Origin of the sequence: Acinetobacter lwoffii (genome assembly GCF_015602705.1) — a bacterium.
In the GTDB taxonomy this organism is placed as follows: Bacteria; Pseudomonadota; Gammaproteobacteria; order Pseudomonadales; family Moraxellaceae; genus Acinetobacter; species Acinetobacter lwoffii_E.
On sequence record NZ_CP059081.1, the window covers coordinates 1,753,553 to 1,768,457 of the forward strand.

15 protein-coding genes are annotated in these 14,905 nt (G+C 44.5%); 4 read left to right on the forward strand and 11 right to left on the reverse strand.

All coding sequences use genetic code 11. The annotated features are described in order from the left end of the window. The first annotated feature begins 46 nt into the window (after positions 1-46). From fdxA to H0S56_RS08440, 3 genes are all read left to right on the forward strand, one after another. Entirely contained in the window at positions 47-370 is a 324-nt protein-coding gene (gene fdxA, locus H0S56_RS08430) for a ferredoxin FdxA (protein WP_004279936.1), read from the forward strand. A gap of 137 nt (positions 371-507) precedes the next feature. Beyond that, positions 508-1,227: a D-Ala-D-Ala carboxypeptidase family metallohydrolase gene (locus H0S56_RS08435; RefSeq protein ID WP_004279938.1), complete on the forward strand. Its 720-nt coding sequence runs from the start codon at positions 508-510 to the stop codon at positions 1,225-1,227. Between the two features lie 132 nt (positions 1,228-1,359). Then, positions 1,360-2,025 carry an O-methyltransferase gene (locus H0S56_RS08440; RefSeq protein WP_004646686.1) on the forward strand — a complete coding sequence of 222 codons (666 nt, stop codon included), beginning with the start codon at positions 1,360-1,362 and terminating at the stop codon, positions 2,023-2,025. A 168-nt stretch (positions 2,026-2,193) separates the two neighbouring features. Here H0S56_RS08440 and H0S56_RS08445 read toward each other — a convergent pair whose 3' ends face one another. The 11 genes from H0S56_RS08445 to H0S56_RS08495 form a co-directional block, all read right to left on the reverse strand. Further along, positions 2,194-3,036 (reverse strand): universal stress protein, encoded by an 843-nt coding sequence (locus tag H0S56_RS08445; RefSeq protein WP_004279943.1) that lies wholly within the window; start codon positions 3,034-3,036, stop codon positions 2,194-2,196. Positions 3,037-3,229: 193 nt separating this feature from the next. Next, a complete protein-coding gene (locus H0S56_RS08450) occupies positions 3,230-3,847 on the reverse strand; it encodes an acyltransferase (protein WP_005107225.1) in 618 nt (205 codons plus the stop codon). Then, on the reverse strand, positions 3,840-4,439 hold the full coding sequence (locus H0S56_RS08455; RefSeq protein WP_195724837.1) for an IMPACT family protein: 600 nt from the start codon (positions 4,437-4,439) through the stop codon (positions 3,840-3,842). The genes H0S56_RS08450 and H0S56_RS08455 overlap by 8 nt, the downstream gene beginning before the upstream one ends. A 119-nt stretch (positions 4,440-4,558) precedes the next feature. Continuing rightward, positions 4,559-5,746 carry an HlyD family efflux transporter periplasmic adaptor subunit gene (locus tag H0S56_RS08460; protein ID WP_195724838.1) on the reverse strand — a complete coding sequence of 396 codons (1,188 nt, stop codon included), beginning with the start codon at positions 5,744-5,746 and terminating at the stop codon, positions 4,559-4,561. Beyond that, positions 5,743-7,884, reverse strand: coding sequence for a type I secretion system permease/ATPase (locus tag H0S56_RS08465; RefSeq protein ID WP_195724839.1), 2,142 nt, complete (start codon positions 7,882-7,884; stop codon positions 5,743-5,745). The genes H0S56_RS08460 and H0S56_RS08465 overlap by 4 nt, the downstream gene beginning before the upstream one ends. Next, the gene (locus H0S56_RS08470) at positions 7,881-9,347 is read right to left on the reverse strand and encodes a TolC family outer membrane protein (RefSeq protein WP_195724840.1); all 1,467 of its coding nucleotides are present in this window, start codon (positions 9,345-9,347) and stop codon (positions 7,881-7,883) included. The genes H0S56_RS08465 and H0S56_RS08470 overlap by 4 nt, the downstream gene beginning before the upstream one ends. A gap of 219 nt (positions 9,348-9,566) precedes the next feature. Beyond that, entirely contained in the window at positions 9,567-10,310 is a 744-nt protein-coding gene (gene lptB, locus H0S56_RS08475; RefSeq protein ID WP_195724841.1) for an LPS export ABC transporter ATP-binding protein, read from the reverse strand. Continuing rightward, positions 10,310-10,876, reverse strand: a complete 567-nt coding sequence (lptA, locus tag H0S56_RS08480) for a lipopolysaccharide transport periplasmic protein LptA (RefSeq protein WP_195724842.1) — start codon at positions 10,874-10,876, stop codon at positions 10,310-10,312. The genes lptB and lptA overlap by 1 nt, the downstream gene beginning before the upstream one ends. After that, the gene (gene lptC, locus H0S56_RS08485; RefSeq protein ID WP_004646678.1) at positions 10,860-11,408 is read right to left on the reverse strand and encodes an LPS export ABC transporter periplasmic protein LptC; all 549 of its coding nucleotides are present in this window, start codon (positions 11,406-11,408) and stop codon (positions 10,860-10,862) included. Before lptC ends, lptA begins: the two co-directional genes overlap by 17 nt. A 33-nt stretch (positions 11,409-11,441) precedes the next feature. After that, positions 11,442-11,981 (reverse strand): KdsC family phosphatase, encoded by a 540-nt coding sequence (locus H0S56_RS08490; RefSeq protein WP_004279958.1) that lies wholly within the window; start codon positions 11,979-11,981, stop codon positions 11,442-11,444. Between the two features lie 3 nt (positions 11,982-11,984). Then, a complete protein-coding gene (locus tag H0S56_RS08495; protein ID WP_227554879.1) occupies positions 11,985-13,028 on the reverse strand; it encodes a KpsF/GutQ family sugar-phosphate isomerase in 1,044 nt (347 codons plus the stop codon). Positions 13,029-13,460: 432 nt separating this feature from the next. Between H0S56_RS08495 and cysS the strand changes: the two genes are divergently transcribed. Continuing rightward, on the forward strand, positions 13,461-14,882 hold the full coding sequence (gene cysS / locus H0S56_RS08500) for a cysteine--tRNA ligase (RefSeq protein WP_195724843.1): 1,422 nt from the start codon (positions 13,461-13,463) through the stop codon (positions 14,880-14,882). Positions 14,883-14,905 lie beyond the last annotated feature (23 nt).

Here is a 14,905-nt window from a genome sequence, read left to right on the forward strand (position 1 = left end):
ATACAGCATTCGTAATTAGAACCATATTTTTTAGGTAGCTGTCGCCATGACCTTCGTTGTCACTGAAAATTGTATTAAATGTAAATATCAAGACTGTGTTGAAGTTTGCCCTGTAGACTGTTTCTATGAAGGTCCTAACTTCCTTGTGATTAACCCGGACGAATGTATCGACTGTGCGTTATGCGAACCTGAATGCCCGGCAAATGCAATTTTCTCTGAAGACGAATTACCAGAAGGTCAGGAAGTCTTTATTGAACTGAATGCTGACTTGTCACAAAAATGGCCAAATATCACACAAATTGGTGACCAGCCAGCAGACCGTGAAGAATGGAATGGCAAAGCAGACAAATTACAATACCTTGAAAAGTAATTAGTTTAAACTTTAAAAGATCAGCAAATGCTGATCTTTTTTATACTCAACGCACACATTTCATTGCAATATTCTCCAAATTTCTCCCTATATTTAGTCTAAAATAGCGCTATTTTGTAAATATCTGATTTCTATAAATGAAGAACTTGTTAAAGGGATTATTGAGTCTTTGTATAATTCCTCTTGTTTTTGTGGGCTGTACCACGACCACAAAACAACCTGGACAGGCCACCACACCTGCTGGAAAACGGATTTACATTCCACAAGAACGTGTTCAATACGATCGTAAAGCCCACCCAAAAACTGTGCCTTATGTGTATACCCACTGGGTATCGGCACTGGATAATTTGTCACGCGTGCGTGAATATGAGGTTTTTCTGGAACGTCATGGGGTTGGCAATATCATTCCGAGTTTCGAATTGATGCGTACTGCACGTGATTGGGCCAAGTGTGGCCGTTCCCAATATATGATTCCAAGCCGTGAATTATGGGCCAATCAGATCCCAACTTTAAAAGTCTTTAAATATCTGGTTGCAGCCAATGTACTGACTGATTTTGAAGTCACGTCAGTCTATCGTGACCTGCCTTTAAACCAGTGTGCCGGTGGTGCCAACTCTTCACGCCATCTGTACAACTCTGCCATCGATTTCCGGATTGGGCCTGAATATCCGCAGGCACAAGATTATAGCTATATTGAAAATACCAAGTTCAAATTGTGTCAGTTCTGGGTACAGCATGGTCAAAGTCTGAATATGGGACTTGGCATGTATGCTTCAGGTCAAATCCACATCGATACCCAAGGTTATCGTACCTGGGGACCGAGTTTAGGCCGTAATTCCTCGATGTGTAATTACTAAGTCATGACAACCACTCTACAAAGTTCATTCAGAACATTGTAGAGCCTAAAAAATCATCACCTATAGAACAATAAATTGCGCTCTGCCGCGAAAAGTTTAAAATGCACGCATCGCAATCGAGGTGCTAAGACTATGCAACAAATGTGGACAGACATTGATCACTATATTGATTCACATTTAATTCCTGAAGACCCTATTCTGAATCAAACTCTTGAGAATACCGCAGCGCACGGTTTTCCTGATCATCTGGCTGTAGCACCGAACCAAGGCATGTTGTTGCAGATGCTAATCCAGATGAACCAATGTAAACGTATACTGGAACTCGGCACATTTGCAGCATATAGCACCATGTGGCTGGCACGTGCTTTGCCGGATGATGGCTATATCCTGACCATTGAAGGACGTGATACCCATGCAGCGATGGGTCAGGAAAATATTGATCGCGCGCAGCTTAAACAGACCGTCGAACTGAAATGCGGCCGTGCAGCAGATGTGCTTAAAGCCCTGCCTGAAGATACGGAAGCTTTCGATTTCATCTTTATTGATGCAGACAAACAGAGTTATCCGGAATATCTGGAACTCAGTTTAAACCTGTCGCACTCAGGTACACTTATTTTTCTGGACAATGTGATTCGTGCTGGCGAAATCATTAACCCGGACAATAATAAACCAAGTATTGAAGGCATTCGTGACATGTTTAAAGCGCTTCAAAATCATCCACGTATCTTGTCATGCACTGCTTTACAAACGGTTGGCAGCAAAGGACATGATGGTTTTGCACTCGCGATTGTGAAATAAAACAAGAAGAACAAAAATCACCCAATGACATATTTACCATAAATAACATTAACTTATAAATATTATCCACAGAGTTATCCACAATATATGAGGATAACTCTGGTCATTTTTAAATCAAGCTGTAACAATTTACGATTAGACTTCGCGCTTGGCTATTATATGCAATTCTCACTTCGCAACCAGTAAAGGCACTTTTGAATTCCGGAAAATCGTGGTCGCAATACTGCCCAAAAAGAACTGGTGAATTTTACTGTGACTAAATGCACCCAACACGATCAGTTGAATTCCGAGTTCCTGCTGATAGGTCAAAATATTTTCTGCGACATCGCCATAGCGGTATTGTGGCACCACATCTAAACCAGCCTGATTTAAATATTGCAAAGGCTCATTCAGAATCTCAGCATGATCACCGATATATAACAAATGGCATTGCAATAAGCGCAGCAGATCACTTTCCGCAATCCGTTTCATCATCTTGATACAGGTTGGTGAATATTCATAGGCAAAAATAAATCGTGTCGGTGGCTTAAACTGTTCCCCGACTGTCATCACGGTACAGTTTGCCCCACGAATAAAATTTTCGACATTGGTACCAATCGGTTTGTTTTTTTCAGCCGAGCGTTCACCGAGTAATCCAATCACTGCAATATCATCAGGCTGCAGGATCTGGAAGCTTTGCTCCAGAAAATCACCCTTTTCCTGAATATGTGTGGTTTGAATACCGTGTTCTGCCAGAATCCGCTCGGAAATGTGTTGCAGCAGGTTATTGCTATAATCCAGCGCAATTTCACTTTGTTTTTGTTCAAGCTCAGCCAGTTCTTTGAGTAACATGGCATTGCTTTCAAAGCCGATCACTCCGCTGATTTCCCCCAGATGATAACTGGCCGGGTAATAATCCAAAACCTGTAACAGGACCAGTTCACGCCCAGTCTGTTTGGCAATCCATGCCGCCGCGTCTGCCAGCGCGTTTATACATGGTGATGAGTCGATGCAGGCGATGACACGTTTCATGTTTAGCCTCTCTTCTATTTATGATAAAAATTTCTTAGTTATTTTTAACTTAGCATAAGCATTCAAAAATGTGCAGCAAAATCTGTAAGGCTTGAATTGAAATATGTTAACTTTTATGTGAACAAATATAGATCAACATATCGATCTATTTGCTGAGTCAGGCTGTTGTATCAAGCAATTGACTTCCAAAAGCTTATTCACGATAGCGAATGAATTGAGCCGGATTACCGGCGACAATCGCGCGTTCCTCAACATTCTTGGTCACCATACTGTTCATTCCCACCACGGCCTGATCTGCGATTTTAATTCCATCCTTGATACCGACATGCGCACCCAGCCATACATCCCGACCGATCTCAATGCCTTGCGATCGTACTGGCTGCTGATAAATCGGCTGCTCCAGATCCATGCCATGATCAAAGGCATAAAGATGACAATAAGCGGCGATACGCACCTGATCATGCAGTTTAATCCCTACTCGACCGCCATCCAGAATACAGTGATGATTAATCGCCACTTCATTCCCAATGTCCAGTGGGCCATGCAAGGTGCAATCTGCGGCAATAAAGGTATTATCACCAATAATGATTTTGCGTCCCGGCTCCGCGAAAATATGTGCCAGTGGTGAAATAAAACAGTTTTCACCAATCTCGATGGTTTCCATTTCCATCAAGTAAGCCTGATAGTCCTTTTGCCACGCTTCTGCCCAGCTACGATTTTTAGGCTTTAAAGACCAGTACAGCCAAGGCATATAATTCAGGCGATGTTTGTGCTGTTCACGATATTTCAGTAATGGATCTACGTCAGTCATCTGTCGCTTCTTCTATGATTTTGAGCTGTTCGCGGCCGCGGGTCACATCTTGAATTTTTAAGGCAAAAGATTGAATTTGATGTAACTGAAATAAGGCACTGACCTGCACCCCTTCGGCTGTATATTCTTCCTGATAATCGATTTGTTGCTGATTCAATTCATATTGAAAGATGGCCCATTCATTGAATTGACAGGAAAATTGCACCTTTTTCTTTTCAATCAGTTCAATTTTTTCTGCCAACAACAAACATTGCCCAGCACAACCGCCATAGGCCCGTACCAAGCCCCCTGTTCCCAGCTTGATCCCGCCATACCAGCGATTGACCAATACCAGCACATTGGTCAGCTCATTGCCTTCAATAGTTGCCAGAATCGGGCGTCCTGCAGTACCTGAAGGTTCACCATCATCATTAAAGCGTACCTGATGGCCAATTTTCCAGGCCCAGCATTGATGGGTGGTACTTGGATCGCGATAAGCCTCCAGAAAATCTTTGACGTCCTGCTCATTTTCAACAGGTGTGGCAAAGGCCTGAAAGCGGCTTTTTTTGATGTCTTCCTCAAAACTGACCAGGCTGGCAATGGTAAATGGCATAACTTCAGGCTTTAAACTCTCACTGCTGCAGTATACCCGCTTTGCACAGACAAATAAAAAGCCTCTCCACGGAGAGGCCTGATTTTGATCGATTGTTTTACTCAATTGCTTGGCAAATATTACCGTTCACGCAAGGCTTCTTTGGCTTTATTAAATGGCTTGATCAGATAATCCATCACGGTTTTTGAACCAGTACGAATATCCACGGTGGCCACCATCCCTGGAGTAATATTGAACTCCTGCCCGGCATTATTGCTGAGCTTGTCGCTATCGGTACGGATATACACCCGATAATAAAATTGATCCTGCTTGACTTCATCACGCAAGGTATCCGGTGAAATCATCGCAACTTTACCATTCAACCCACCATAGATCGAATAATCATAAGCTGTAATTTTAACCAATGCTTCCTGATCAGGGCGAATAAAGGCAATATCACGCGGCGAGATTCGTGCTTCAACCAGTAATTTTTCATCCAGTGGCACGATGGTTATCAACTTGCCATTTTGTGGAATCACGCCGCCCAGCGTCATCACATCAATCTCTTTGACTACACCGCGAACCGGTGATTTAAAAACAGTTCGGCTCAAAGTATCCGACTTGCCACGTACCACCTGTTGCTGGGTTTCCACATCGGTATTGGCTTTGGACAGCTCTTGCCGCGCATTTACATAATATTGATTACGGATATCATTCATTTGATTACGCAAATCGTTGGCTTCACGTTTTAGACGCAACACTTCAACTTCACTGGCTGCCCCTTTGGCAACTAATGGTGCGGTCATTTCTAGTTCTTGCTGCACCAGTAACAAAGCCTGTTCCAGGCCTGCAACAGATTCTTGCAAATTGGCTCGACGCGACTGATACAGGGCCGTTTCTTCTTTAACCAATTTGGGGTATTTCAACACTTCTTCAGGAAAGACCAACGGTGCGCCGGTGACTTCCGCACGTAAACGGGCTGAAGTAGCACGTGACGAAACCAGCAAGGATTCTGATTCACCGACGTTGGATTCAAAGCGGGTCGGATCAAGCTGAGCCAATACTTGCCCACGCTCGACAATTTCACCTTCTTTGACGTTGAGTGTGGTGAGAATACCGCCGTCCAGAGACTGAATCACCTGCTCTTTGGATGATGGAATTATTTTTCCAGTACCGGTAGATACTTCTTCCAATTTGAATAACCAGGCCCAGCTCAGCAATACCAATAGGCCAATGCCGATAATCCAGATGATGACACTTGATTTGGGTAATGGCGGTTCCTGAAAGCTGACCTTGCTGGAACGTTTTAGTTGCTGTAGTTCACTCATGCACTTGCTCCCACAACCCGCTTCTTACCACCTTGCGATTGATTCAGGATCTGATCCCGTGGTCCATCCATCACAATCTTGCCATCATTGACCACCAGAATACGGTCCACCAGTTCCAATACCGCACGGCGATGAGTCGCAACGATCATCGTACGATGGGTTAAATAGCCTTTAAGATGATCAATCAACTGTTTTTCTGACACATCATCAATAGCAGCGGTCGGTTCATCCAGCAGCAAAATTTTTGGTTGACGGATCAACAACCGCGCCAATAACAAGGCTTGACGCTGTCCACCAGAGAAGCCGACACCGCCTTTTAAAATGATATGATCCAGCCCTTCTTTTTTCTCCTGTACAAATCCCAGTGCACCGGTAATTTGTAAGGCTTCCAGAATTTGTTGATCGGTGGCCAAAGGTGCACCCAAAGTCAGGTTTTCACGAATTGAACCATAAAATAACTGCGAGTTCTGATTTAGCAAACTCATATCACGCCGCACATCTGACGGATCAATCAGGGTCAGATCAATCCCATCCAGCTTGACCTTGCCCTGTAACGGTGTCTGCATCCCAGACAAGAGCTGCAATAAGGTCGATTTTCCTGCACCATTACGGCCCAGAATTGCAATTTTCTCCCCGGGCTTGATCTCTAGCTTGGGAATCATCAAACTCGGTTTCGGATCATCATCGCCATATTTGAACACCACACCGTTGAGCTCATAATGCCCATCCAGTGCCGAACGATGAATCAGGTGCGAATAATCCGGCTGGTCCACCAGTTTTTTCATGAGTTCATCCAAACCAGCCTTGGCGACTTTAGCCTGTTGCAAGCGACCCAGTACACCCGTAATTTGTGAAATTGGTGCCAGCATGCGTGAAGATAGAATCGAACAGGCCACCAGTGCGCCTGTGGTCATGTCACCCTCCATCACCGCAAAAGCCCCGACCAAGACTACAATTGCAAAGGTCAGTCCCTGAATTTTTTGGGTCCAGGCGGTCATCAAGCCGAAAATTTTACGTTGCTGCATGCTGACATCAGCTGACACTTCATTCATATGGTTCCACTGATTCTGGAAACGTGTTTCAGCTCTTAACAGCTTGATGTCTTCAATTCCTTGTACGGCTTCTACCAGCAAGGCATTGCGGATGGCAGATTCGCGCATGCCCAATTGCGCCAGCTGTGCCAGTTTTTTCTGCGCCAGCATTCCCGGAAGAATCATTAAGGGCACAACGAGTAACATGACCCAGAACAGATTGCCACCGATCACCCAGAAGATGCCTAAGAACAGGAAGAAGAATGGCAGATCGACAATCGCCGTGACTGTGGTTGAAGTCACCAGTTCGCGGACGCCTTCCAGCTCGCGAATTTGTGAAATGAAGGTTCCTGTTGATTTAGAACGTTCACTATTTTTGATACGTAATGAATGACCGAAAACCCGGTCAGAAATTTTTAAATCCGCACGTTTACCAATAATGTCTGATAGATAGATCCGCGAGACACGTAAAACAAACTCAAAAATCGCGGCGATCAGCACACCACCGGCCAACACCCATAACGTCGGAATGGACTGTGATGGAATGACACGGTCATAGACATTCATCGAGAAGACTATCGTGGCCAGTGCCAGAATATTGGCAATTAAAGATGCAAACATCACATCGATATAACGCTTCCAGTCATTCAGGACAATCGACCAGAACCAGTTTTTTTCAAAAGGTTTGATATATTCATCCACCCGCGCATCCGGAACTGAAGATTCAGGACGCAGTACATAAAGATGCTTTACGCCAGTATCTAATTGTTCAACTGTAAAGCTTTGAGATAAACCTTCATCACCACTGAGCTGAATGCTGACATTCCCCTGTGTATCGATGCGTTCAATCACGCCCACATCACCACTATCGAATTCAACCATTAAAGGTAAACGCCATGGATTCAGCAGGCTGCGCTCAAATTTATTTTTACGGAGATTTAAACCCATCTGACGACTGACAATCTTGAGCATGTCATCAATGTCATGATGCTGATTCCAGTCCAGTTGCAGGCGAATCCGCTCCTCAGAAGGTTCGATCCGGTAATGCCTGGCAATATTTAAAACTGCATGAAGCCAAGGTTGATAATTTATTATTGTAGTACTCATGGCTGAACTTCAAACCCCTGAATAGAAATACTGTTAAGCGCATAAATATCCCGTGTACGGCCCGTGACCTGAATGTACTGTACGATCGCCGAATAAATATCATAGCGTGCCGATTCAATTTCCTGCGCGGCACTATGAATGGCTTGCTCTGCATTCAGCAAATCCACCACGGTTCGGGTACCCAATTTATATTGTTCTTGATACAGCTCTTTGGTGCGTATCGTGGTTGCGCGGCGCTGGGATAAAACCCCCATTTGTTTTTGTTTATTTTCAATTTGCTCGCGGATCAAGCGCACCTGATCTAGCACATCCAGATAGACCGTATTAACCTGTGCGCGTGCAGCTTCTTCGGCATAGCTTGCGGCACGGGTCTGTGAACGCGTTGCACCACCCTGATACAAATTACTGCTGACTTCAATCATGACTGAATTATAGAAGCCATCATCTTCATTATTATTTGGATTTCGCCCATTCATCGCCTGACTTAGACTACCTTTAACACTAATAGTCGGATAAGAACTTAATCGCGCCTGATCTTTTTGCGAACGGGCAACATTGACCCCGGCATGTGCCAGAATCATGTTCGGAATCTGGGTAAATTCCGGATCTTGATAAAGATCGGCCTGTGCCACAATACGATCAGGAATATCCCATTCAATGGCGGATACATCAAATCCTAGCAAGGTACGCAAGCGTTTTTGATATTGTCTGAGTTGGGTCTGCTGAACAATCAGATTCGATTGCGCTGCTTCCAGATTGGACTGGGCCTGAATCGGGTCGGCCTGACTGCTGATCCCGGCGCGGGCACGCAAATTGGCAATTTCTGCAATCCGTCCAATGCCCTGAATCTGCTGTTGGGCAATCTGGGTGATTTGCTGATAGCGTTTGATATTCACTATTGCATCAGCCACTTCAAATGCGACCTGATCCAGACTAACCAGCACCCTTGCCTGTTCTTCTGCCAAACGGGCTTCTTCTACACTAACATTGGTTTTAATTTTGCCAAAGTCATACAGCATCTGGGTAGCATTCAAAGAAACGATTTGACGTCCACGTTCACCGGAAGTGAGGTCACCTGTCCCGATACCACCGGATACCTGCGGATAATAACCCGCTCTCGCCACATCGATATTCGCGGCCTGCGCAGATAATGTCGAAATACTCTGTGTGATTTCAGGACGTCGCTGCACTGCCCGGTGTACAGCTTCCACCAAATTCATTTTTTGTGGAATACCAGCTGTGACCGTAGGACTGAAAGCTGGCTGTCCTGACTGTGGCCGGGTAATTTGCGGCAGCTCAGCTACTTTTGATGTATCTAATGAATAATGACCGAGCGAGGTAATATCAATGGTATGCGCTGACCGTGTCGGCTTGGGTACAATCAGCTGACCCAAGCCATTCTTGAGATTGGTAAAATAATGGGGTGAGCTTTCTGCATGCCCCAAAGACACAGATAAAGGCAAAAGAAGAATTAATCTCCTTCTTTTTCATTCTGTTTTCCCCTGATTTCTTTTAAAAGTGTTCTGCTCTAAATCGCATAATTATGTAATGTTTTCTTGTTTTAGCATAACAATAGGTCAAATCACTTTAAAAGAAATCTTTTTCACTTTGATTTGATCAAAAAAAACCCTGCATCCGACAACTGGCGTCTGATGCAGGGTTTTTATATAAAGCAGGATTATTTAAACAGTGAAATCATCACCCAGATAAACTTTTCTTACGGTCTCATTCGCCAGGATTTCTTCTGGTGTACCTTCAGCAAGCAATGCACCTTCACTAACAATATAAGCATGCTCACAAATCGCCAGCGTTTCACGTACGTTATGATCGGTAATCAGTACCCCAATCCCGCGATCTTTCAAGGTCGTAATAATATCCTTAATATCTCCAACCGAAATCGGATCGACACCGGCAAAAGGTTCATCGAGTAGCATAAATTTTGGGTCCGCCGCAAGTGCACGTGCAATCTCGGCACGACGTCGCTCCCCACCGGATACACTCATACCCAAGGAATCTTTGATATGGGTGATTTTAAAGTCTGCCAGTAGCTCCGCCAGACGTTGCTGACGCTGTGCCTTGGTCAAGTCTTTACGGGTTTCCAGAATCGCCATAATATTTTCAGAAATCGTCAGTTTTCGGAAAATCGAAGCTTCCTGCGGCAAATAACCAATTCCCTTACGTGCCCGTTCATGCATTGCGAGGTCGGAAAGATCCAGATCATCGAGATAGATTTCCCCCTTATCCATCCGCACCAGACCGACCACCATATAGAAACTGGTGGTTTTACCGGCGCCATTCGGTCCCAGCAACCCGACAATCTGACCACTTTCCATGCTGAACGACACATCTTTCACTACCCAGCGTTTATTATAATTTTTCGCCAGATGTTTAATGGTGAGGGTTTGAACCTGCTGCGATTGCTCCATTAATCACGCGCTCCCGGGAAGGATGTTGAACTAGATGGGGGAATCACAATTTTTACGCGACCTTCAGCTGAACCGGTTTTATTCGGTGTACCGATGGCTTCAACATCACCCTTGTTCATGCTGTATTTTAAAGTCGCACCACGAATACTGGCACCATTCTGCTGCAACAGTGCATTACCTGACAGGGTAATAATGCCAGTTTCAGCATTATAGACAATTTTCTGCGCCTGGCCTTTGGCAAGACCCTTGGCCGGATCCACTTTTTGCTGGAACTGTGCCGGGCTGCCTGTCGCCGTAATCAGACTGATTTGGCGCTTATTGTTCAGATTGGCCACAATTGAATTGGCTTGCAGCTTCATAGTGCCCTGTTCAATGATGACATTGCCCGAATACGTCGTCACACCCGTCCGCTCATTGAAAGTCGCCCGGTCAGCCAGCAAGGTAATTGGCTGGTTACGGTCAGATGGCAGGGCAAAAGCAGTGATTGAACCGAGTCCAACCACAGTCGCCAGCGTCATACGCTTTAGGAAAGTGTGCATCATTTTGGCTTTAGGAGTTTGGTTCATACTTTCCTCGAATATTAAAGAATTCGTATTGACCATCATTAAGATTGGCTTTAAGACCCTGGCTGACAAATTCAGCCTGTGGAGATTCCACAATCACTGTCTTGTCTGTTTCAATTTCACGTGTTTTCGGAAAAGCGGTCAGTTCTTCAGTACGGAACTGCATTTTCCCATTTTGCATGATTTTGGTGGCGAGCACTTCTTGAGAGAGTACAACTTTTGTATTGTCATCATAACCATGCGCCATTTTGGCAAAGAAAGTCGCATCGACTTTACCGTTGTCATAGGTCGATGCTCGCAGATTTTCCAGCTTTGAGGTTTCTAGCTGCAGGTTCTGCTCAAGTCGGTCCACTTGGGCACGAACCGACACCTGGCCTGCTTCATCTGTCTGGGTTAAGTTAATATTTTGAGCGGAATAGGTCATGCTGCGCGCAGAGTCTGCCTGCAGCTTGTTGCCCTTGCCGCTGTAATAGTAATAACCACCACTTATTGCGGCAATAATCACAGCCGTAATATATAAAACTTTAGTATCCATAAGCGGTGTACTTAATCCAAAAGATATGACTTATTAATAAGGCGCACGAGTATATTTTTCAAGTAACTCTTGGTACATGCCTTTGGACATTAACAGCATATCGCAGATTTCACGCACCGCACCACGTCCACCTTGGGCCTGAGTCACCAGATCGGCACGGCGGCGAACTTCAACATGACCATTAGGCACGGTCACTTTCATGCCGGCAATGGCAAAAGCAGACAGATCAGGCCAGTCATCGCCCATGTACAGGCAATCTTCAGGATCAATGTTGAGCTGTGCGCAGGCTTCACGAAGTGCTGTACCTTTGTCTTCACGGCCCTGATAGACCAGATCAACACCCAGATCCGACATACGCTTTTCTACGATATTGCTTTTACGTCCGGTGATAATAATCACCTTGATCCCTGCTTGCTGAACCAGTTTCATGCCCAGACCGTCACGAATATCAAAGGATTTGATCTCATCGCCAGTATTAGTCAGCGTTACAAAGCCATCACTTAAAATACCATCTACATCAAGCACCAGTGCTGCAATATGACGTGCCTGCTCTAATAATACATAAGATGCCATTTATTAATTTACCCCAGCCTGAATCAGGTCATGCATACTAATCACACCAATGACTTTATTGGCATCATCAACAACTACAAATTGATTAATTTTATGCTCATTCATACGTTCCAGTGCCACCACTGCACGTGCTTCCTGAGAAATGGTCAACGGATTTTTGGTCATCACGTCCTGAATAGCCAGATTGACATCAAAACCTTGCTGCTTATCAATCAAGCGACGCAAGTCACCATCGGTAAAAATCCCCAGCAACACATCATTTTCATCGACGACTGTGGTTAAGCCCAAGCGCTTGTTGGAAATTTCGTACAATACTTTATTCATGGCGGTATCTGGCGAGACTTTAGGTAAATCTGCGCCAGTACGCATCAGATGCTTCACATGCAATAACAGACGCTTACCCAGCGCACCTGCAGGATGTGAGCGTGCAAAATCATCCGAGGTAAAGCCGCGAGCATCCAATAAAGCTACCGCCAAAGCATCGCCCAAAGCCAATGTTGCCGTCGTTGACGATGTCGGCGCTAAACCCAGTGGACAAGCCTCCTGAATATTACCCAGCGTTAAAGCTACATCAGCATTTTGTGGCATTGGACCACGATCATCACCACTGATGGTAATCAGCGGAATTTCCAGATGCTTGATCAGCGGCATCAGCATCATGATTTCATCACTCTTGCCCGAGTTTGAAATTGCAATCAGCACATCACCAGCCACCAGCATACCCAAGTCGCCATGACCGGCTTCACCCGGATGCATAAAGAACGACGGTGTTCCGGTCGAAGCAAAGGTCGCCGCCATTTTACGGCCAATATGACCTGACTTGCCCATTCCGGTAATCACCAGACGGCCAGTACACTGTAGAATAATTTCACATGCCCAGCTAAAACGGTCATCAATCTGTGTTGCTAAAATCTGTAGTGCATTTTCTTCGATGCGAAGTGTTTCAAGTGCGACTTTCTGGAAATCTAGTTGATTCGCTGTTTTTTGTGGATTCAAAGCCTGTTTACCTACGCTAAGGACAGAGAAAAACTCTGGTTTGATGGGCATAATTTTCGCAATTTTAGCATAGCTATGCAATTGTAAGCTTTCTAAATGTAGAAGATTCGACGGATTTTTAATATATTCAGATTGTATTCAACTTGCGCAATCTGGTATCTCCACCTCTACATTCGCTCCATTTTTAAAACTATAGAATGTACTTATTTTTATTTTTTAGGGGAACACGCTTACGCTATCCAAAATAGGTTTGGTTCAAATCAGACCAGACTCATTCAAATATAATTCAATCATACTGGCAAACACTGCCTCTGAAAATGTAAGCTCAATATCGCCATTTCACTTCCTAAACCTCTTCTTCCTAAATCACTCTTGTCGCCTAACTCCCCTAAATAACTGAGGCTTTTTACGCTTTTATCTTTATGAATAATTATGCTTAGGTTAAGATGATTCATCCTTTTATTTGAAGTCTTTTGAACAGCTATGCAACCATTTGTTCTATATAACTCAGAGCAACGCAAAAAAGTAGAATTCGTACCTCGTGTTGAAGGTCAGATTGACCTGTATGTCTGTGGAATGACGGTTTATGACTACTGTCATATTGGACATGCACGTACAGTGGTTGCATTTGACTATATTATCCGCTTCCTGCGTAGCCAAGGCTGGAAAGTCAAATATGTGCGTAATATTACGGATATTGACGACAAAATTATTAAACGTGCCAATGAAAATGGCGAAAGTATCTCAGAATTAACAGGTCGCTTTATTGATGCGATGAATGAAGACTTTGCCAAACTGGGCTGCCTTGCACCTGATGTTGCACCTAAAGCAACAGATTATATCGATCAGATGCAAGATATGATCGGCAACCTGGTCGACAAAGGTACGGCTTATCCTTCCAATAATGGCGATGTCTACTTTGAGGTCGAGAAGTTTGCCAAATACGGTCGCCTTTCTGGCCGTAAACTGGAAGATATGCAAGCCGGTGCATCTGAACGTGTCGATGTTGAAGTCGAAAAGAAACATCCGTTTGACTTTGTACTGTGGAAACATGCCAAGGAAAATGAACCGTCATGGGCATCACCTTGGGGCAATGGCCGTCCAGGCTGGCATATTGAATGTTCCGCAATGTCGACCTGCTGCCTAGGCAATCATTTCGATATTCATGGCGGTGGTGCTGATTTAACCTTCCCGCATCATGAAAATGAAATTGCACAATCTGAAGCAGCAACTGGTGAACAGTATGTCAATTACTGGATGCATGCCGGATTTATTAATGTCGATGGCGAGAAAATGTCGAAGTCTTTAGGCAATTTCTTCACCATTCGCGACGTGATTGAAAAATTCCATCCGGAAGTGGTGCGTTACTTTATTGTCTCTTCCCATTATCGTAGCCCGGTGAATTACTCGGATGTTGCCTTAAAAGAAGCAAAAAATACCTTGTCTCGTTTCTACCATTCTTTTAAAACCTATCAGGCGGTTTATGGTGATCATCTGATTGAAACTCTGGATGAGGCTTTGGTTGAGCGTTTCAATGCCGCTATGCGTGATGATTTCAATACGCCTGAAGCGATTGCGGTATTGTTCGAAATCAATAAAGAGCTGAATCGTACCGTGAAAGAAGAAAATGCGGAACAGGCAGCGATCTACTACGCAACTTTACGCCATCTGACCAACATTCTCGGTCTGGTACAGCAAAATGTAGATGAGTTCCTCAAATCTGACATTGGTCAAGAAGCTCTAGGATTGTCACCTGAACAAATTGAAGATTTGATTCAACAGCGTCAGGATGCCAAGAAAGCCAAAGAGTTCGCACGTGCGGATGAGATTCGTCAATCTTTACTTGATCAAGGCGTGGTACTTGAGGATACCCGTCAAGGTACAGTTTGGCGTCGTGCTGATTAATTAATCAAACAGATTTATAGAGA